Source organism: Streptomyces chattanoogensis (genome assembly GCF_001294335.1).
Lineage (GTDB): Bacteria > Actinomycetota > Actinomycetes > Streptomycetales > Streptomycetaceae > Streptomyces > Streptomyces chattanoogensis.
Genome location: NZ_LGKG01000141.1, coordinates 107,061 through 127,116, shown reverse-complemented (window position 1 = coordinate 127,116; position 20,056 = coordinate 107,061). Strand labels below are relative to the sequence as shown.

The 20,056-nt window shown below is 72.0% G+C and carries 15 protein-coding genes; 9 read left to right on the top strand and 6 right to left on the bottom strand.

What is annotated here, in order from left to right; genetic code table 11:
• Nucleotides 1-172: 172 nt before the first annotated feature.
• Together ADL29_RS45375 and ADL29_RS20330 are read right to left on the bottom strand one after the other, a co-directional pair.
• Nucleotides 173-1,804, bottom strand: a complete 1,632-nt coding sequence (locus ADL29_RS45375; protein ID WP_245689556.1) for a CpaE/TadZ family protein — start codon at nucleotides 1,802-1,804, stop codon at nucleotides 173-175.
• Between the two features lie 313 nt (nucleotides 1,805-2,117).
• Nucleotides 2,118-3,212: a ubiquitin family protein gene (locus tag ADL29_RS20330; protein WP_053925064.1), complete on the bottom strand. Its 1,095-nt coding sequence runs from the start codon at nucleotides 3,210-3,212 to the stop codon at nucleotides 2,118-2,120.
• Between the two features lie 197 nt (nucleotides 3,213-3,409).
• On the opposite strand from ADL29_RS20330, the gene ADL29_RS20325 reads away from it, so the two are divergent.
• The 7 genes from ADL29_RS20325 (at nucleotide 3,410) to rarD (ending at nucleotide 12,603) form a co-directional block, all read left to right on the top strand.
• Complete coding sequence (locus tag ADL29_RS20325; protein WP_053925063.1) at nucleotides 3,410-4,621, top strand: sensor histidine kinase; 1,212 nt, start codon at nucleotides 3,410-3,412, stop codon at nucleotides 4,619-4,621.
• Between the two features lie 252 nt (nucleotides 4,622-4,873).
• Complete coding sequence (locus tag ADL29_RS20320; RefSeq protein WP_053925062.1) at nucleotides 4,874-6,190, top strand: sensor histidine kinase; 1,317 nt, start codon at nucleotides 4,874-4,876, stop codon at nucleotides 6,188-6,190.
• A gap of 197 nt (nucleotides 6,191-6,387) precedes the next feature.
• On the top strand, nucleotides 6,388-7,047 hold the full coding sequence (locus tag ADL29_RS20315; RefSeq protein WP_046931099.1) for a response regulator transcription factor: 660 nt from the start codon (nucleotides 6,388-6,390) through the stop codon (nucleotides 7,045-7,047).
• A 295-nt stretch (nucleotides 7,048-7,342) separates the two neighbouring features.
• The gene (locus ADL29_RS20310) at nucleotides 7,343-9,283 is read left to right on the top strand and encodes a 2-oxoacid:acceptor oxidoreductase subunit alpha (protein ID WP_053925061.1); all 1,941 of its coding nucleotides are present in this window, start codon (nucleotides 7,343-7,345) and stop codon (nucleotides 9,281-9,283) included.
• Nucleotides 9,276-10,373 carry a 2-oxoacid:ferredoxin oxidoreductase subunit beta gene (locus tag ADL29_RS20305; protein WP_053925060.1) on the top strand — a complete coding sequence of 366 codons (1,098 nt, stop codon included), beginning with the start codon at nucleotides 9,276-9,278 and terminating at the stop codon, nucleotides 10,371-10,373. Before ADL29_RS20310 ends, ADL29_RS20305 begins: the two co-directional genes overlap by 8 nt.
• A 238-nt stretch (nucleotides 10,374-10,611) precedes the next feature.
• Complete coding sequence (locus ADL29_RS20300; RefSeq protein WP_053925059.1) at nucleotides 10,612-11,481, top strand: SDR family oxidoreductase; 870 nt, start codon at nucleotides 10,612-10,614, stop codon at nucleotides 11,479-11,481.
• Between the two features lie 81 nt (nucleotides 11,482-11,562).
• Nucleotides 11,563-12,603 carry an EamA family transporter RarD gene (gene rarD / locus ADL29_RS20295; protein WP_053925058.1) on the top strand — a complete coding sequence of 347 codons (1,041 nt, stop codon included), beginning with the start codon at nucleotides 11,563-11,565 and terminating at the stop codon, nucleotides 12,601-12,603.
• Here rarD and ADL29_RS20290 read toward each other — a convergent pair.
• From ADL29_RS20290 to ADL29_RS20275, 4 genes are all read right to left on the bottom strand, one after another.
• Nucleotides 12,593-13,498 carry an ABC transporter permease gene (locus ADL29_RS20290; protein WP_053925057.1) on the bottom strand — a complete coding sequence of 302 codons (906 nt, stop codon included), beginning with the start codon at nucleotides 13,496-13,498 and terminating at the stop codon, nucleotides 12,593-12,595. The genes rarD and ADL29_RS20290 overlap by 11 nt on opposite strands.
• Nucleotides 13,485-14,510 (bottom strand): ABC transporter ATP-binding protein, encoded by a 1,026-nt coding sequence (locus tag ADL29_RS20285; RefSeq protein WP_053925056.1) that lies wholly within the window; start codon nucleotides 14,508-14,510, stop codon nucleotides 13,485-13,487. The genes ADL29_RS20290 and ADL29_RS20285 overlap by 14 nt, the downstream gene beginning before the upstream one ends.
• 138 nt (nucleotides 14,511-14,648) lie before the next feature.
• A complete protein-coding gene (locus ADL29_RS20280; RefSeq protein ID WP_053925055.1) occupies nucleotides 14,649-15,923 on the bottom strand; it encodes a LolA family protein in 1,275 nt (424 codons plus the stop codon).
• Between the two features lie 425 nt (nucleotides 15,924-16,348).
• Nucleotides 16,349-17,362 (bottom strand): polyprenyl synthetase family protein, encoded by a 1,014-nt coding sequence (locus tag ADL29_RS20275; RefSeq protein ID WP_053925054.1) that lies wholly within the window; start codon nucleotides 17,360-17,362, stop codon nucleotides 16,349-16,351.
• A 668-nt stretch (nucleotides 17,363-18,030) separates the two neighbouring features.
• On the opposite strand from ADL29_RS20275, the gene fahA reads away from it, so the two are divergent.
• Both fahA and ADL29_RS46335 read left to right on the top strand, forming a co-directional pair.
• A complete protein-coding gene (fahA, locus tag ADL29_RS20270; protein ID WP_053925053.1) occupies nucleotides 18,031-19,266 on the top strand; it encodes a fumarylacetoacetase in 1,236 nt (411 codons plus the stop codon).
• Nucleotides 19,267-19,348: 82 nt separating this feature from the next.
• Complete coding sequence (locus ADL29_RS46335) at nucleotides 19,349-19,657, top strand: GPP34 family phosphoprotein (RefSeq protein ID WP_053925052.1); 309 nt, start codon at nucleotides 19,349-19,351, stop codon at nucleotides 19,655-19,657.
• Nucleotides 19,658-20,056 lie beyond the last annotated feature (399 nt).

The following is a 20,056-nucleotide window of genomic DNA, read 5'->3' as shown; positions in this document are numbered from 1 at the left end:
CGGTCCGGAGTCTAGGCCCTGCCCCGACCGCGCCCCGCAGCCGCGTCGTCGCGGACGGTGGGCTTGTCCGTACTTCGCCCTACCTGGGTGGGCGGCAGCGTAGACGGCGCGGGGGGTTGTCTCAGGAGGTGTCTCACGGAGCGGACGGCGGGCCCGGTCGGCGGGCGGTGGATCAGCGCATGGGGCCGCCGTCGAAGGGGCTGCGGGTGTCGGGGGTGCCGGGATCGGCGGGGGTGCCGGGATCGGCGGGGGTGCCGGGATCGGCGGGGGCCGACAGCCGGGGCGATGCGGGGGGCGGGGCCGGAGCCGGAGCCGGGGGAGGTGACGCAGCCGGGGCCCGGGTGGGCTGGGGTTGCGACGTCGGCTGCAGGGTCGGTTGCGGCATCGGCGGGAGCGGGGCCTGCGGCATCGGCGGTGCGGCAGGCCGGGGCACCGGGGCCGGCTGCGGCGGTACGGGCACGGCCCCCGGAGCAGGGTGCGGAAACACAGGAGCGGGCCCGGGGGCAGCGGCCTGCGGCGGCACGGACGCCTGGCCCGGGGCGTGGACGACCTGCGGGGGGTGTATCGCCTGCGGGGCCCCGCCCTGCCGCCTCCCCGGCTCCCGCGAGACGGCACGGTCCATCACCTCGGCGGCGATCCGGGCCGCCGCTTCCCGGGTCCGCTCGCCCAGCAGTTCCGTCCGGATGGCTCCGCCCGCCGCCAGATGGCGGTCGTACGGCAGCGGGAGCACCGCCGCGCCCCCGGCGCCCAGATGCTCGGCCGCCTTGCGCACGTCGAGACCGGCATCGGGAGAGGAGTGCGTGAGCACGACCACCGTGGTCGGCAGCAGGCCGGGGTGCAGACCGCCTATCCAGTTCAGTACGGAGCGGGTGGCCGCCACACCCTCCGGGGTCGCCGGGGTGACCAGCACCCGCGCCTGGGTGGTCACCAGGGCGGTGCGCGCCACCTCGGCGGGCAGCGTTTCGCAGTCCACCACGGTGGCGGCGAAATGACGGCGCAAGGAGGTCATCACGACCCGGTAGGTCTCCAGATCCAGCCGGGTGCCGATGGACCCCTGGCTGCCGGGCAGCAGCCAGCCGCCGCCCGCGAACGGCAGGAGATAGCCCGTCAGGTCGGTGATCAGCATCGACGGGTCGACGATCTGGGCCAGATCGCTGCCCGACCAGCGCACCTCCCGCGCACCGAGGCGGTGCGGCAGTGTGCCGAGCGCGGGATCGGCCTCGACGGCGAGCACCGGGTCGGAGCGGTAGTGCGCGTAGGTGAGTGCCAGGAGGGCGGCGACGGTGGACTTGCCCGCGCCGCCGCGGATGCTGGACACGGCGATCTGGCGGCCGGTGGTCACGGGCTGCTGAATGGCGGAGGCGGCCTGGGTGACGGCCGCCGTCTCGGCGGCCGGGGACGACGCGAACACCCGCCGCAGCGCCCGCCCGGCCCGCCGGGCCAGCGGGTCGCCGCGCCGCGGCTTGGGCTGCCCGGCGGCCAGCTCGGGCGGCAGCAGGGGGACGGAGACGGGGGTACGCGCCGGCACACCGGAACGGCCGTAGCGGCCGGGGGCGGGGGCCGACGGGGCGGGAGCGGGCACCGAGGGGACGGAGGCCGTCGGCACGAAGGCGGTCGGCACGGGTGCCGACGGGGCGGTGGCGGGGGCCGCCTGGGCAGGAGGCGGGGCGGCGGGGGCGGGCGGTCCCGGGGGCGGCGCGGCCTGGGACACCGGGGCCTGGGGCTGCGCAGCGGGGGCCTGCGCACCGAGGATGTGCGTGGCGGGGATGTGGGGAATGGGCTCTTGCGCTGCGGGGGCCTGCACTGCGGCGGCCTGCCGTAGAGCGGCTTGCCCGGCAGACGTCGGCTCCATGGGGGCCTGCCGCGCTGCCGGAGCAGCCGGCTTCTCCAGAGAAACCGGAGCCGTCGCCGTCTCCGGAGCCCATGCGGGCATCGGCCCGGCCCCACCCGTCGCACCCGAACCCGAACTCGTACTCACCGCACCCATACCTCCCTCCCCCTCACTCAACGCCCGGCCCGGTCGGACCGGTTCCGCTCCCGCGCCCTGATGCGCAGCGGCTCCAGCAGCCGCATGCGCACTCGCTTCCGCCGACATCTTCCCTCCGCAGCCTTCCGGGTCAGGACCCGCCCAGCAGCAAGCTGTAGACCCCGAAGGCCCCCAGGGCCACCGGGATCAGCGCCACCACGGCGATCGACTCGGCCAGATCCAGCCACCGCCGCAGCCGCGCCCGCAGGGTCTCCGGCACCCGTACCGCGAGCACCGCCACCGGGAGCAGCGCCAGCCCGCCCAGCACCACCAGGGCACCGGCCCGGCCGCCGCCGTCCGTCGCCCACAGCAGAACGAGCCGTACGGCTCCGGCGGTTCCGGCTGCCAGCAACGCGACGACCTCTACCGCCAGCGGATAGGCGCGTGCCCTCGAGAGCAGCACCACACAGAGCAACAGCGCGGTGAGCACGGTCCACAGGCCCGGTGTGTCCACCGCCAGCACGGCCGCCGCGCCGGCCGAGACCGCCATCGCCACCGTGGCCAGGGCCAGACCGCGGTGGGTGGCACCCAGCGCGGCCGCGACCTGGTGCCTGCTGACCGGCGTGCCACCGGAGCGCTGGTCGTCCAGCCGGGTCAGCCCGGCGGCCATCAGGGCCAGCCGCGGCAGATACCCGAGCACGAGGACGGAGACGAAGCCGAGCGCAACTCCCGTACGGGCGGGGGTGGTCAATGCCAGGCCGAGCTCCCAGCCGCCCACGGTGAGCGCGATCGAGGCCGCGCCGGTCAGGCCGCCGCGGCCCAGCGGCGTACACAGGCCGAGGAGCGCGCAGACAACAGCGACGGTGAGTCCTGCGGCGGCCAGCCTGGCGGCGCCGCCGGAAACGGCCTGCCAGGAGGCGACCACGCCGAGCCCGCCACCGAGCAGCAGCAGCGCGACATCGGGGGCGTGCCGTCCCGGCTGTCCGGCCACCTTGCCGATCACCGCGCCCGCGCCCGCGGCGAGCGCCGCGGCGCCTCCGAGCCAGGGGGCGGTGCCTCCGTACCAGGTGACCGCGCAGACCCCGGCGACCGCTGCGAGCAGCACACTCGCCGTCACCGACGTCCAGGCCCTGGTCCGTTCGCCCCAGCCCCAGCCACGGATGTCGAGCGGACCGGCCGTCTCGTCGACGAGCTCCGCCGCGACGGGTTCCGGCTCCAGCAATCGGCTGTCACGACCCCGCGCCATCGCCCCGCCTCTCCCGCTCTGCACCGCCACACCATACGGTCCCGCCGGCGCGCCGTGTCCACCAGAGGCGATAACGAGATCGGCACCAACCTGCACCGATGCGCGGGAGGACGGCGGCCGGAGGTGGGGAAAACCCCACCTTCGCCGCACCGGCCACCCCATGGCCCCCAGCGCCCCCGCCGGGCAGGCTGGACCCCATGACGGAAAGTCCCCCCATCAGCACCGGTGCCGCCCCCCTTGACGACACCTCACCCCCGCCCCCCAAAGCGCCGCTCAGCGCCTGGACCTGGCGGGAGATCGCCTATCTGCTCTCCAATTTCCCGTTGGACGTCGTCGCGTTCGTGGTGCTGCTGGTCTGGCTCACACTCGGGATCGGGCTGTCCGTCACCGTGGTCGGGCTGCCGTTGCTGGCGACGGGGCTGGTGGCGTGCCGGCGGTACGGGAAGCTGGAGCGTGCGCGGGCGCGGGCCCTGCTCGGGGTGGAAGTGGAGGAGCCGAGTCCGCTGCGGGCGCGGGAGAAGGGGTTCTTCCCCTGGTTGTGGGCATGTCTGAAGGATCCGGTCGCCTGGCGGCACGCCCTGTTCGCGTTCATCCGGCTGCCCTGGGCCGTCCTCACCTTCTCGGTCACCCTCGTCTCGCTGTTCGTGGCGTGGCCGGCGCTGCCCTGGCTGGCGCGCTGGCTGTCGAACGTGGACCGGGCGATGGTGCGCGGACTGCTCTCGCCCTCCGACGAGTTGGAGCGGCGGATCGCCGAGCTGGAGGCGGACCGGATGGCGGTCAGCGACACCGCGGCGGCCGATCTGCGGCGGATCGAACGGGATCTGCACGACGGTGCGCAGGCCCGGCTGGTGGCGCTGGCCATGGGGCTCGGGCTGGCGAAGGAGAAGCTGCTGGAGGGCCGGGCCGACGAGGGCGTGGCGGCGATGGTGGACGAGGCGCACGGCGAGGTGAAGCTGGCGCTGCAGGAGCTGCGGGATCTGGCCCGGGGCATCCATCCGGCGATCCTGACGGACCGGGGGCTGGGGCCGGCGCTGGCCTCCCTGGCCGGGCGCTGCACGGTGCCGGTCGCGACCTCCGTGGACCTGGCGGAGCGGCCCGCGCCCGCCATCGAGGGGATCGTCTACTTCACCGTCTCCGAGCTGCTGCAGAACATCTCGAAGCACAGTGCCGCGCGGAAGGCGTCCGTGGAGGTGTGGCGGGTCGAGGACCGGCTGCTGATCCAGGTGGCGGACGACGGGCGGGGCGGGGCCCGGCTGGACGGCGGCAGCGGAATGGCCGGGCTCGCCGAGCGGCTGGGGTCGGTGGACGGGCTGTTCGTGCTGGATTCTCCGGTCGGCGGGCCGACGCGGGTGACGGCGGAGCTGCCGTGGCGGGCGCGCGGAGAGACGTCGCGGACGGGGAAGCGCTGACGGGCAGGGGGACGGTGGCGGGCGGGGGCGACGGGGCGGGGCAGGGGCATGGTGGGGCGGTCCGACGGGTCGGTCCGGGGCGTGAGGGTGGTCGTCCTCAGGCCCGGGGGTGGGGAAAACCCCAGGAAAAGACTGCGCTGAACCTCATGGTGCGGGCGGCGGCGGCCGCGGACTCTTGTCGTAGCGGAAAACGGCCGGACGCATCCGGCAGAAGACCTCCTGCATACGGCAGAACGGACGGACGACGAGACGATGGACACCGCATACGCACCGCAGCCCCGCGGCTCCCACGTGCCCGTGGGACTGCGCGCCCCCTTCTCCGGGCGCACCTGGCGCGAGTTCCTCTATCTCTTCCTCAGCCTCCCGATCGCGTGCGTGATGTTCAGCTACGCGATAGCGGTGATCTCGCTCGGCGCCGGTCTGCTGATCACGTTCCTGGGCATCCCGGTGCTGGCCGGCGGGCTGGCCGGATGCCGGGCGCTGGGCATTGTGGAGCGCGGGCGGGCCCGTGCGCTGCTCGGGCTGGAGGTGGCCGAGCCGGAGCCGGTCCGCGCCGCCAAGCCGGGCCCGATGGGGTGGATCGGCGCCGTCCTGAAGAGCGGAGTGTCCTGGCGGCACCTGCTCTACTCCTTCTTCCACTTCCCGTGGGCGCTGTTCTCCTTCGTCTTCGCCACGACCTTCTGGTCCGTCGGCTGGTGCCTGCTGACCTACCCCCTGTGGCGGTGGACGTTCCCCGCATACCTCGGCCTGCCCGGCATCCAGATGTGGGGCGACGGCGACGGCCACGGCTTCTACCTCGACACTCCCATGGAGATAGGCGGGATCAGCGCCGTCGGGCTGCTGCTGGTGCTGGCCGGGCCGTGGCTGATCCGCGGGCTGACCCAGGTGGACCGTCTGATGGTGCACGGGCTGCTGGGCCCGTCCCGCCTCGCCGGCCGGGTCTCGGAGCTGGAGTCGAACCGAGGGGCCGTGGTCGACACCGCGGCGGCCGATCTGGCGCGGATCGAGCGGGAGCTGCACGACGGTGCGCAGGCCAGGCTGGTGGCGCTCGCCATGGACCTGGGACTGGCCAAGGAGAAGCTGGCGAAGGACCCGGACGCCGCCGCACGGATGGTGGACGAGGCGCACGGCGAGGTGAAGCTGGCGCTGCAGGAGCTGCGGGATCTGGCCCGGGGCATCCATCCGGCGATCCTGACCGACCGGGGGCTCGGCCCGGCGCTGTCGGCGCTGGCCGCGCGGTGCCCGGTGCCGGTGACGGTGACCGTCGACCTGGACCTCAGACCCGCCGCGGCGATCGAGGGCATCGCGTACTTCACCGTCTCCGAGCTGCTGCAGAACGTCTCCCGGCATGCGAGGGCCACCAGCGCCACGGTCGATGTCTGGCGCGCCGCGGACCGGATCATGCTGCAGGTGACGGACACCGGCCGGGGCGGCGCCTCCACCGGAGCGGGCGGCGGCCTGGCGGGCCTGGCCGAGCGGCTCGGTTCCATGGACGGCCTGCTGGTGGTGCGATCCCCGGAGGGTGGTCCGACCTCCATATCCGCCGAGCTGCCGTGGCGCAGCCGGTAGCGGCCGGATAGCCACGGCCGGGGCCGGGACGGGGGTCCGGCCCCGGCCCCCTGTGCGCCTCCCCTCCCCTGAGCCCCCTCGGCCCTCCCTGGCATCCAATCCCCTGCTCCCGCCGCGCCGTATCTCCAATGCTGGAATGCTGGAGCCGGAGATCGGGTTGTACGAGGCGTGGGGGAAGCTGAACCGTGGAGGACAGGGTGCGGGTGGTCATCGCCGAGGATTCGGTGCTCCTCCGGGAGGGCCTGACGCGACTGCTCACCGACCGTGGGCACGATGTCGTGGCAGGTGTGGGGGACGCCGAGGCGCTGATCAAGGTGATCGCCGAGCTGGCCGACGAGGGTGCGCTGCCGGATGTGGTGGTGGCGGACGTACGGATGCCGCCGACGCACACCGACGAAGGGGTGCGGGCCGCGATCCGGCTGCGCAGGGACCATCCGGATCTGGGCGTGCTGGTGCTGTCGCAGTATGTCGAGGAGCAGTACGCGACGGAGCTGCTGGCCGGTTCCACCAAGGGCATCGGTTATCTGCTCAAGGACCGGGTGGCCGAGGTCCGGGAGTTCGTCGACGCCGTGGTCCGGGTCGCCGGGGGCGGCACCGCGCTGGACCCGGAGGTGGTGGCGCAGCTGCTCGGACGGAGCCGTAAGCAGGACGTCCTGGCCAATCTGACACCGAGGGAGCGGGAAGTACTGGGGCTGATGGCCGAGGGCCGGACGAATTCCGCGGTCGCCCGGCAGCTGGTGGTCAGCGACGGCGCGGTCGAGAAGCACGTCAGCAACATCTTTCTGAAGCTGGGCCTGGCCCAGAGTGACGGGGATCACCGTCGGGTGCTCGCGGTGCTGACCTACCTCAACTCCTGATCATTTGACAGCCTGTCAGATGCCCAGGCCGGAGAGATGTCACCCAGGGCCCAGGACCTTGGACCTAGAACTAATGGACGAAGTCCGGAGTGCCGCGGAGAAGAGGTAACGGGGGCGTTGATTTCATGACAAATCATGCCAGAACGGTGTCTCATCGTGATGTTCACTATGTGACCGACTCAGGGAAGGCGACCCTTACCCACGTACGATGGATATGGGACAACCGGTCGGTACGACACGTCCCGAGCCCTGCCTCAGGCGGGGACGCCGCACCCCTCGAGGGAGGTCCGAAGCAGTGACCAGCCAGGTCAGTAGCCCAGCCGAGAAGACCGATGGTGCGCTTGTCGGGGAACAGCGCACGCCCGGCGACGGCGGCGGAGGCAAGGAAGTCCGGCGCCTGGACCGGGTGATCATCCGGTTCGCGGGTGACTCCGGTGACGGCATGCAGCTCACCGGCGACCGGTTCACCTCCGAGACGGCGTCGTTCGGCAACGACCTGTCGACGCTGCCGAACTTCCCCGCCGAGATCCGGGCCCCCGCAGGCACCCTGCCGGGCGTCTCCAGCTTCCAGCTGCACTTCGCCGACCACGACATCCTCACCCCCGGTGACGCTCCGAACGTCCTGGTGGCCATGAATCCGGCTGCCCTGAAGGCGAACATCGGCGATGTGCCGCGGGGCGCGGAGATCATCGTCAACACCGACGAGTTCACCAAGCGCCCGATGGCCAAGGTCGGCTATGCGACCAGCCCGCTGGAGGACGGCTCGCTGGAGGCGTACAACGTCCATCCGGTGCCGCTGACGACGCTGACGATCGAGGCGCTCAAGGAGTTCGGGCTCTCCCGCAAGGAGGCCGAGCGCAGCAAGAACATGTTCGCGCTGGGCCTGCTGTCGTGGATGTACCACCGGCCGACGGAGGGCACCGAGAAGTTCCTGCGGTCGAAGTTCGCGAAGAAGCCGGATATCGCGGAGGCGAATGTCACGGCCTTCCGGGCAGGCTGGAACTTCGGCGAGACCACCGAGGACTTCGCGACGTCCTACGAGGTCGCCCCGGCCACCAAGGCCTTCCCGACCGGCACCTACCGCAACATCTCCGGCAACCTTGCGCTGTCCTACGGGCTGGTCGCCGCCTCGCAGCAGGCCGATCTGCCGCTCTACCTGGGCTCGTACCCCATCACCCCGGCCTCCGACATCCTGCACGAGCTGTCCAAGCACAAGAACTTCGGTGTGCGGACGTTCCAGGCGGAGGACGAGATCGCGGGCATCGGCGCGGCGCTGGGCGCGGCGTTCGGCGGGTCGCTCGCGGTGACGACGACGTCGGGCCCCGGTGTGGCGCTGAAGTCGGAGACCATCGGCCTGGCGGTGAGCCTCGAGCTCCCGCTGCTGATCGTGGACATCCAGCGCGGCGGACCCTCGACGGGCCTGCCCACCAAGACCGAGCAGGCCGATCTGCTGCAGGCGATGTACGGCCGCAACGGCGAGGCCCCGGTGCCCATCGTGGCACCGAAGACCCCGGCCGACTGCTTCGACGCGGCGCTGGATGCGGCCCGTATCGCCCTGACCTACCGCACCCCCGTCTTCCTGCTCTCCGACGGCTATCTGGCCAACGGCTCCGAGCCCTGGCGGATCCCCGACGTCGACGAACTCCCGGACCTGCGCGTCCAGTTCGCATCCGGCCCCAACCACCAGCTGGCGGACGGCACCGAGGTGTTCTGGCCCTACAAGCGCGATGAGCAGACCCTGGCCCGCCCGTGGGCGGTGCCGGGCACGCCGGGCCTGGAGCACCGTATCGGCGGCATCGAGAAGCAGGACGGCACGGGCAACATCTCCTACGACCCCGCCAACCACGACTTCATGGTGCGCACCCGCCAGGCGAAGGTCGACGGCATCGAGGTCCCGGACGTCGAGGTCGACGACCCGTCCGGCCAGGCCCGCACCCTTGTCGTGGGCTGGGGTTCGACGTACGGCCCCATCACCGCGGCGGTACGGCGCGTAAGGGGCGCAGGGGCGCACATCGCTCAGGCGCATCTGCGCCACCTCAACCCCTTCCCGAGGAATCTCGGCGAGGTGCTCCGGCGTTACGACAACGTGGTCGTGCCGGAGATGAACCTCGGACAGCTCAGCACCCTGCTGCGCGCCAAGTACCTCGTGGACGCGCGCTCGCACACCCAGGTCAGCGGCATGCCGTTCAAGGCCGAGCAGCTCGCGGAGGTCTTTAAGGAGGCCATCAATGACTGAGACGATCTCGGAGGAGAAGCCCGCACAGATCGAGGCGCTCTCCCTGGTGCCCAAGGCCGAGGCCAAGCAGTCCATGAAGGACTTCAAGTCCGACCAGGAAGTGCGCTGGTGCCCCGGCTGCGGTGACTACGCCGTCCTCGCCGCCGTCCAGGGCTTCATGCCCGAGCTCGGCCTGGCGAAGGAAAACATCGTCTTCGTCTCCGGCATCGGCTGTTCCTCCCGCTTCCCGTACTACATGAACACCTACGGGATGCACTCCATCCACGGCCGCGCCCCGGCCATTGCCACCGGCCTGGCCTCCTCGCGGCGCGACCTGTCGGTATGGGTCGTCACCGGTGACGGCGATGCGCTGTCCATCGGCGGCAACCACCTCATCCATGCCCTGCGGCGCAACGTCAACCTCAAGATCCTGCTGTTCAACAACCGGATCTACGGTCTGACCAAGGGCCAGTACAGCCCCACCTCCGAGATCGGCAAGATCACCAAGTCGACGCCGATGGGGTCGCTGGACGCGCCGTTCAACCCCGTCTCGCTGGCGCTGGGCGCCGAGGCGTCCTTCGTGGCCCGCACCGTCGACTCCGACCGCAAGCATCTGACCTCGGTGCTGCGCGAGGCCGCGGCCCACCCGGGCACGGCGCTGGTGGAGATCTACCAGAACTGCAACATCTTCAACGACGGTGCCTTCGAGGTCCTCAAGGACAAGGACAAGGCCCTGGAGGCGGTCATCCGCCTGGAGCACGGCCAGCCGATCCGGTTCGGGGCCCCGGCCCCCGACGGCCTCGGCTCCAAGGGCGTGGTCCGCGACCCGGCCACCGGCGACCTCAAGGTCATCGATGTCACCGAGGAGGGCGCGGACGGCGTGCTGGTACATGACGCGCACGCCGCCTCGCCCACCACAGCCTTCGCGCTCTCCCGGCTCGCCGACCCGGAGACGCTGCACCGCACCCCCATCGGTGTCCTGCGCAATGTCGAGCGCCCGGTCTACGACACGATGATGTCCGACCAGCTCGACTCCGCCATCGAGCAGAAGGGCAAGGGCGACCTCGCCACCCTGCTGGCCGGCAATGACACCTGGACGGTCGTCGGCTGATCTGACGCCCCCAGGCCGGCGCCCTCACGGGTGTCCGTACGCGAGCGCCTTATGGCGTTCCCGCACGGGCACCCGTTTGTCGTTCCGTGGCGTTGGGTCGGCGCGCCGCACACCCACACCCTCAGATCCATACATCCGCCATCCGCGAATCCCCCATCTATACATTCGTCATAGACATTTGTTTATGACGAATGTATGGTCGTGCCCTCGGTCCGCGAACACCCACAGGGGGCAACTCATGAGCTACGTCATCACCGGCGCCACCGGAGCGCTCGGCCGGCTCGTCATCGAGGCACTGCTGGCGCGTACGGCACCGGGCGAGATCGTCGCGGTCGCCCGCGACCGGGCCAAGGCGGCGGATCTCGCGGCGCGCGGGGTCGCGGTGCGGATCGCGGACTACGGCCGGCCCGAAACCCTTCGGGGCGCCTTCGCGGCCGGCGACCGGGTGCTGTTGATCTCCGGCAACGAGGCAGGCCGGCGCCTCGCCCAGCACAGCGCGGTCATCGACGCCGCGCGGGAGGCGGGCGTGGCGCTGCTCACGTACACCAGCGTGCTGGGCGGACCGGCCGCCACCTTCTCCATCGCCGAGGAGCACATCGCCACCGAGCAGGCGCTCCTGGCGTCCGGCGTGCCGTACTGCCTGCTGCGCAACGGCTGGTACCACGAGAACTACACCGGGGCCCTGGCAGGCACCCTGAAGACGGGGGCGGTCATCGGCAGCGCGGACGGCGGCCGGGTGGCCAGTGCCGCGCGCCGGGACTACGCCGAGGCCGCCGCCGAGGTGCTGACCGGCAGCGGCCATGAGGACTCCGTGTACGAGCTGAGCGGCGACACCGCCTGGACGATGGCCGAGTACGCGGCCGAGGTGTCCCGGCAGACCGGCCGCAAGATCCCGTACCGCGATCTGCCGGAGGAGCGGTATGCGGCGCTGATGACCGAGGCGGGGGTGCCGGGCCCCGCCGCGCGGATGGTGGCCGATGCGGACGCCGCGATCGCCCGTGGCGAGCTGGCTTCCACCTCCGGTGACCTGGCCCGGCTCCTCGGCCGTCCGACCACTCCGCTCTCAGACGCGATCGCCGACGCCCTCAAGGAGCCGGGACTGTCATGACCGTATTCCGAAACAGGCATGACAGCGGCGGCGTACGGCGTTACCTTCACTGAGTCGACGCAGCACCAACGGGAGGGTCCCTTGCAGCCTCGAACCGATCAGCGCACAGGACTCGCCTTCGGTCTCGCCGCCTACACCATGTGGGGCCTGCTGCCCCTCTATTGGCATCTGCTGGACGCCGCCGCGCCGTCCGAGATCCTGGCCCACCGCATGATGTGGTCGCTGCCCGTCGCCGTCATCATCCTGGCCGTGCTGCGCCGCTGGTCCTGGATACCCCCGCTGCTGCGGCAGCCCCGGCGGCTCGGGCTGGTCCTGGTCTGCGCCCTGGTCATCTCGGTGAACTGGTTCCTCTACATCTGGGCCGTCAATGCCGGGCACGTCCTCGAAGCCTCACTCGGCTACTTCATCAACCCCCTGGTCAGCATCGCTTTCGGTGTGCTGGTGCTGCGCGAGCGGCTGCGGCCGCTGCAGTGGACGGCGGTGGGCATCGGCACCCTGGCCGTCGTCGTGATGACCGTCGCCTACGGCAAGGTGCCCTGGATCGCGCTCATCCTGGCCCTGTCGTTCGCGACCTACGGCCTGGTCAAGAAGGGCATCAAGCTCGACGGCATCGAGGGCTTCAGCGCGGAGACGGCGATGCAGCTGCTGCCCGCGCTGGGCTTTCTGATCTACCTGGGCGCGCGCGGCGAGTCCAGCTTCGTCACCGGCGGACCCGGCCAGGCGCTGCTTCTCGCAGGCTGCGGCATCGCGACCGCGGTGCCGCTGATCTGCTTCGGTGCGGCGGCGATGCGGCTGCCGCTGGTGACGATCGGGATGATGCAGTATCTGGCGCCGACTTTTCAGTTCGTCCTCGGCCTGACGGTCTTCCATGAGGAGATGCCGCCCGAGCGCTGGGCCGGCTTCGCGCTGGTCTGGCTGGCCCTGTGCGTACTGACCTGGGACGCGCTGCGCACCGCACGGCGTGCGCGGACCGCACTGGCCGCCGCGGGGGCACGAGCGGGCGAGGCGGCCACGGAGACCGCGCTCGCCGAGGCGGCAGTGGACGAGGCGGCGGGCGAGGCCACAGCCACTGCCCAGGCCGGCGCGGCCACCGCCGACCCCGGCCCCCGTATCACGCAGTGACGTCCCGCGTGGTGAACCGCGCCCACGCCGCCGAGCCGAACACGACCGCATACAGCGCCTGCAGGCCTATGTTCTTCTGCAGCCCGTCCCAGTAGACGGGGTCGCGCAACAGGTCCGCGAAGGACAGCCAGTAGTGCGGGAAGAGATACGGCTGGATGGCCTGCAACTGCGGGATGGTGTCCAGGATCTGCACGGTGATCAGCAGGCCGACCGTGGTCGCCATCGCCGCGATACCGCTGTTGGTGAGCGTCGATATGAACAGGCCCACGGCGGCGACCCCCATCAGGGAGAGCGCCACCACGCACGCAATGGCCAGCGCGCGCAGCAGTCCCTCGCCGAACGGTATGGACGTGCCGGAGAGCAGGGTGACATCGCCCAGGGGAAAGAGCAGCGCGCCGACCGCCAGCGCCGAGAGCGCCACGACCAGGGTCGCCACCAGGCAGAACGCGAGGGTCGTGGCGTATTTGACCAGCAGCAGACGCGTACGGCCCGCGGGAGCGACGAGGAGATAGCGCAGCGTCCCGGCATTGGCCTCGCCCGCGAGGGAGTCCCCCGCGATCACTCCGATGGCCATCGGGAGGAAGAACGGCAGCGTGACGGCGAGCGAGGTGAAGACCAGGAAAAGGCCGTTGTTGGTGACCTGGGAGAGGAACGCCGGGCCGCCGTCCCCGCCACCGTGGCCCGCCGGTCCGCCGTCGCCGGTCTCGATCTTCACGGCGATGCCGACCAGGATCGGTACGCCCGCGAGCACCGCCAGCAGCGCGAGGGTGCGCCAGCGCCGGAACGTCATACCGATCTCGCTGCGCAGCAGGCCCAGCGACCACAGCGGCCCGGGGCGGCGCGGCGCCGCCCCGGCCCCTGGTGTCCCGGCCCCTGACACCTCAGCCTGCGACATCGAAGCCCTCCCCGGTCAGATGGACGAAGACGTCCTCCAGCGAGGGCCGCTCGGCGCCGAAGCCGCGCACACGGACGCCGGCATGGACGAGCGCGGCGTTGAGATCCGACAGTTCCCACGGCTCCTGGCCGTCGGGCCCGGCGGTCGTGGGGAGTTCGCCGCTCACCCGGTCGTCGGTGACCCGGAGGTCCGTCACGCCCTGCTCCTTCAGGACGCGGACGGCATCCGCCGGATCGGGTGTCGTCACCGTCAGCCGGCCGCTGCCGCGCGAGCCGAGGACCGTGGCGGAGAGGTCGGCGACCGTGCCCTGGATGATGAGCCGTCCTCGGGCCATCACCGCGGCATGGGTGCAGACCTGCTCGACTTCGTCGAGGAGGTGCGAGGAGAGGAAGACCGTGGTGCCGTCCGCGGCCAGCTCGCGGACCAGGGCACGGATCTCCCGCATGCCCTGCGGGTCCAGGCCGTTGGTCGGTTCGTCGAGGACCAGCAGCTCACGCGGCTGGAGCAGGGCCGAGGCCAGCCCGAGCCGCTGCTTCATCCCAAGGGAGTAGGCCCGCGCCTTCTTGCCGGCCGCGGCGGCCAGCCCCACCCGCTCCAGCGCCCGCCCGACCCGCTCGGCACGCGTGCGGGGATCGGCGGTCGGGTCGGCCGCGTCGAACCGCAGCAGATTGTCGCGGCCGCTGAGGAAGCCATAGAGCGCCGGGCCCTCGATCAGGGCGCCGACCCTGGGCAGCACCCGGCGCCCGGCGCCGGGCATGGTGGCGCCCAGGACCCGTGCGCTGCCCGCGGTCGGTTCGATCAGGCCCATCAGCATCCGGATGGTGGTGGTCTTGCCGGAACCGTTGGGGCCGAGGAAGCCGAAGACGCTGCCGCGCGGTACGGCGAGATCGAGGCGGTCGACGGCAAGCTGGCCGCCACGGTACGCCTTGGTCAGCCCCTGGGTCTCGATCACCCGGTCGCCGGCGCGCGGCGGGACCGCGCGCTCGGAACCCGCGGTGGGTGGCGGTGGCATCGGCTCCCTCAACTCATGGCGTACGGATGGCGTGCGGAGTGGAGTACGGAGTGTTCCACGGTATGGCGCCCGGCCTACGGGCTGCGCCGCGCCCCCCGGACGGGAGGCGCGGCGAACCCTGGTCGCTCCCGTGGCCCCTTACTTGGCGGCGTTGGCCGCGTCGATCAGGGCCTGCTTGTCGACGGCACCGACATAGACCGTGCCGTTGTCCGTTATCAGGGCATTGACCAGGCGGGTGCTGAACACCCGGCCGGAGCCGAAGGATCCGGTCACCTTCTGGCCGATGCTGTCCAGGAACGCGCCCGCATCGCCGGCGGCGCCCTTCTCCTTGCCGGCGGGCAGGCCGGAGCCGGAGCCCTTGATCGTGGCAATGGACGTCCAGCCCTTGCCGATGATGTTCGGCCCGTCCCCGCCCTTGAGGCCCTCCAGGCCCTTGCGGTCCTTGAAGCCCTTGATGTCCTTGCCGTGCTGCCGCCCGGCCTTCGCGCGCTCCTTGTCGGCGTCGACGACCTTCGCGCCCTTGGGCGGCGTGAAGGAGAAGGAGCCGGCGGCGGGCTTGGCGAAGTCGACGTTGGTGTAGCCCACGTCGATCGCGGCCGCGCCACCGCTCTTGGGCGTCAGCGTGAACTTCAGCGGGACGCCGTTGTCGGCGTCGACCGCCACCCGGATCGAGCCGACCGTCGAAGCGGACTGCTTGGGCTTGATCAGGAGCTGGTAGGCGTCCCGCCCGGCGACCCGCGCCGTGCCGTCGACCGTGACCGAGGTGGTGTCCTCCGCCGCCTTCAGGGCCTCCTTGGCGAGGTCCTGCGGAGTGGCGTTCTTCAGGCCCTTGGGCAATCCCTTGGGCCCGTGGTGCCCCCGGCCGTCCTTGCCGTGCGCGTCCGCCGTGCTGCGGACGGCGGTGTTGCTGCCGCTGTCGTACGCCCAGACCTGGTCGCCGTTGTGGATGATGCTGTACTCGGCGGCCTTGTCGACGATGGACAGCCGCTGCTTGTCGGGGCCGTCGGCGGCGACGCGCAGCGTGTGCGTACCGGACGCCAGCTCCATCAGCTTGTTCTGCGGGGACGCGGATGCCTCGTCCGAGCCCTTCGGGCCGTCGCCCTGGCCGTCGCCGCCGAAGGCCGCGGCGCTTCCACCGCCCGGCAGGGACGGCAGGCCGAGGTCCGTGGTGACCCGGACCGTGCCGGACAGCTGCTGGACATCGGACTTCGCGATTTTCGCTATCAGTTCCTGCGCCGAGATCTTGGGCAGGTCGGGAGAACCGGAGCCGGCGAACGCCGGGACCAGCCCGATCGTGGCCGCCGCCACCCCCGCCACCGCGACCGGTACGGCGTACCGCGCCGCCTTACGGCGCCTCGGCGAGCGCCCCCCGTCCCATCCGTCGGTGACCTCGGTCGGTTCGTTCCGTGGCATGTGCCTACCTCCGTCGTCTACGGCGGTTTCCGCGCGATGCACTCGTCCACCCCTCGGGCTCGTTGCGGCCCGTCCGCCGTGTTCTGGTGCTTCCCATCCCACCAAATCGCCGCAGACACGGCGTCAGCCCGCGGGTCCAACTCGTCGTACTGCTGAGGGATGACATCCGGCCGCGGAAGGGCGGCACATGTACGCCGCGAGGCTGATCACCCCCTAGGGGAAGGCCGGGCGAACGGCCCTGGGGACATCTCAGGAGCGGGCAACGACGGGCAACGAACGGGCAAGGGACGGCTACGGCATCACGGAACGTCATACCGAGGGTGGAGTTCCGGTTCCGGTTCTGAGAGCCCTGACCGGGCCCGGACCACCCCGTCGGACCGTGCGGCCGAACCGCCCGGCCGGCCCTCCCACACCGGGACCGGACTTCAGCCGGCCCGGTGCACCACCGCGTCGCACAGCCCTTCCAGCGCCGCCTTGGCCGGGCACTCCCGCAGCGGCGCCAGCATCGCGCGGGCCTGCTCGGCATAGCGCACCGTGTCGCGGCGGGCCTGCTCCAGCGCCGGGTGGGCGCGCAGCCCGGCCAGCGCCTCGGCATGCCGGGCGTCGTCGGTGAGGTCGCCGGCCAGCAGCTCGCACAGGGCGCGGTCCTCGGCCGTACCGGATTCCCCTTCGGCCTGCGCCCGCAGCCGCAGGACCGGCAGCGTCGGGATGCCCTCGCGCAGATCCGTACCGGGCGTCTTGCCGGACTCGTGGGAGTCGCTGGCGATGTCCAGCACGTCGTCGGCCAGCTGGAAAGCGGTGCCCAGCCGCTCGCCGTACTGGGTGAGGATGTTGACCACCGACTCCTCGGCGCCGGACATCATCGCGCCGAAGCGGCAGGCGACGGCGACCAGCGAGCCGGTCTTGCCCGCGAGGACGTCCAGGTAGTGGTCGACGGGGTCCTGGCCGTCGCGCGGTCCCGCGGTCTCCAGGATCTGGCCGGTCACCAGGCGTTCGAACGCCTCGGCCTGGATCCGGACCGCCTCGGGGCCGAGGTCGGCCAGGATGTGCGAGGCACGGGCGAAGAGAAAGTCGCCGGTCAGCACGGCAACGGAGTTGCCCCAGCGGGCGTTGGCGCTGGCCACGCCGCGGCGCACATCGGCCTCGTCCATCACGTCGTCGTGGTAGAGCGTCGCCAGATGCGTCAGCTCCACGACCACGGCCGACGGCACCACGCCGGGGCTGTACGGGTCGCCGAACTGCGCGGCCAGCATCACCAGCAGCGGCCGGAACCGCTTGCCGCCGGCGCGCACCAGGTGCTGCGCGGCCTCGGTGATGAACGGGACGTCGCTCTTGGTGGCCTCCAGCAGGCCCTCCTCGACAGCGGCCAACCCGGCCTGGACATCGGCCTCAAGTGCCTGGTCCCGCACGCTCAGCCCGAAAGGCTCGACGACGGTCACGAGGGGTACTCCTGTCTGCTGACGATCAAACGGAATGTCGATCTGTCGCTGTCTCCACCACTGGCCAGCGTATCCGGTCGCAGTTCGATCACCATGAGCGCCCGCCCCCCGAACCACCCGGCCAGCACACCGGCCCATCGACCGGTATGTCGCCAATATTCCTTTGTTTGCGATTTGCGCCGGTAGAGCGGGGACGGCAGGGGCGGACGAATTCCCGGTAGCCCCTGGGGCAACAGCCGTCACCGCGGAACCGAATACCCACGAGGACCATGGGTTCTTCGGCCATCCTCGTGGCCTGCTCACCCCTGCTTCCCCGACCGGGTCACCACGCCGGTCCGGAGATTGCCACAGAGCACCGCTGCTTCGGTGCGGCACGCCGGTCCGTCTCGTCGCGGTGGCGGTGGCCGGCTCACCGGCCGGTTCCGACAGCTACCGGCCGTCCTCGGCGCCTGCCGGGCGCTCCGGATCACCGGCCGGCCCGAGGGGCGGCGCCGGACCGGCCCGGAGGCGCTTCACGGGTCGGTTCGGCGGCCGGGCCGAAGGTTATCCACAGGCTCCCCCGCCGCATTGCGCCCGGCCGTACCCTGATCTTCGAACCGACCGGCCCGGCCATCCGATGCCGAGCCGGCCCGGCCGCCCACCGGCGACGAGGAAGCGAGGAGCTGTCCATGCCCGAGCAGAGCCCGTTCGACCTGGCGGAAGGCGATCCCTTCGGCCCGCACACCCTCCCCTACGGCGTCTTCAGCACGTCTGACGCTCCCGAACGGCGCAGGCTCGGCGTCCGCTACGGCCGCCATGTCCTCGACCTGAGCGCCCTGCCGAGCGCACTGCCCGCGGTCGTGCAGCCCTCGCACGGCGCTCTGCTCACCGCACCGACTCTCAACCCCCTGCTGGCCGCCGGACGCAGCGTCTGGCAAGAGGTCCGCGCAGCCGTCCGCACCGCCGTCACCGCCCCTGAGCACCGCGCCACCGTGACGCCGCTCCTCCGCCCTCTCGACGAGGTGGCCCTGCACCTCCCCTTCGAGGTCGCCGACTACGTCGACTTCTACTCCAGCGAACACCATGCGACCAACGTCGGCCGGATCTTCCGCCCGAACGGCGCGGCGCTGCCGCCCAACTGGAAGCATCTGCCGATCGGTTACCACGGCCGGTCCGGCACCGTCGTCGTCACCGGCACCCCGGTGGTCCGCCCCAACGGTCAGCGCAAGACCCCCGCCGACGCCGCGCCGACCTTCGGCCCGTCCGCCCGCCTCGACATCGAGGCCGAGGTCGGCTTCGTCGTCGGCACCCCGTCCTCCCTCCACGAACCGGTGGGCCTGGACGCCTTCCGCAACCATGTCTTCGGCGTCTGCCTCGTCAATGACTGGTCCGCGCGCGACATCCAGGCCTGGGAGTACATGCCGCTCGGCCCCTTCCTGGGCAAGTCCTTCGCGACCTCCGTCTCCGCCTGGATCACCCCGCTCGATGCCTTCGACGCGGCGCGTACGGCACCGCCCGCCCGGGACTTCCCGCTGCTCCCCTACCTCGACGATGCGGAGGTGGAGCCGGGCGGCATCGACATCCGCATCGAGGTGGCCGTCAACGGCGAGCGTCTCTCCAGCCCGCCGTTCTCGGCGATGTACTGGACGGCCGCCCAGCAGCTGGCCCATATGACGGTCAACGGCGCCTCGTTGCGGACCGGCGATCTCTTCGCCTCCGGCACGGTCTCCGGGCCCGAGCCCGACCAGTTGGGCTGCCTCCTCGAAATCACCCAGGGCAAGGGCCCCTACCTCCAGGACGGGGACGAAGTCACCCTCACCGCCTGGGCCCCCGGCCCCGATGGCACCCGGATCGGCCTGGGCGAGGTCACCGGGCACGTCCTGCCCGCGCCCGCCCTCACCGGCTCACCCCAGGAGGCCCCATGACGGGTTGAGTCCGGTGCGCCCGCCCCAGCCCCTCCCCGGGGCCTTAAGGGCACGGGGGGGGTGCCTCCGTCGCGGCCGGCCGATGAACAGCCTCGGGTACCTGCGGTACGGCCTGGCGGGCGCGGCGCCGGCCGACCCGGAGGCGGCGTGGCGGATCACCGTCGGACGCGGTGACCGGACCACGGTGGCTCATCCGCTGCCGCCGGACGATCCGGTGCTGGACGGGCCTCGCTGCCCTGCCCGCCCCGGACAAGAACCGCAGCGCGAACGTCAGGCCCGCCGCGGGGCACGCAGCGCCGCCCGGCCGGTGTGTGAGCTGTGCCTGCGCCGCCTGGAGGAGCGCGGTGCGGTACGACGGGAGGCCCGGCGCGCCCTGGGCCTCTTCTCGTAGGCCCGGTTCCCCGCCGGCCCGGTCGGTCGGGGCGCCCGGCCCGCGCCCGCTAACGGTCCGCGATCGCCGCCCGCCTCCCCACCACGGCGACCGCCTCCCGACCACCGCGACCGCCTTCTGGCCGCCCACGCACCGGCCACCGGCCGGGCCACCGGACTTCCCCCGGCGTCTCCCTCCGCGCCCGGCGACGCGGCCTCACACGCCTCGCCGAGCCGGAGTGGACCACCGCGGTGTACGAGGCCGTCCAGCTGGACAAGAGCGCGGCGTCGCACGCAGGAGGGTCGACTGCAGGAGATAGCAGCAGGTAGCAGGAGGTGGGACGTAGGGGCCGGCGGGGCGGACGGCGGCGCAAGGTCGGGGTCCAAGGGAGTCGTTGTCGGTGCGGCGGGGCCGCGGCCG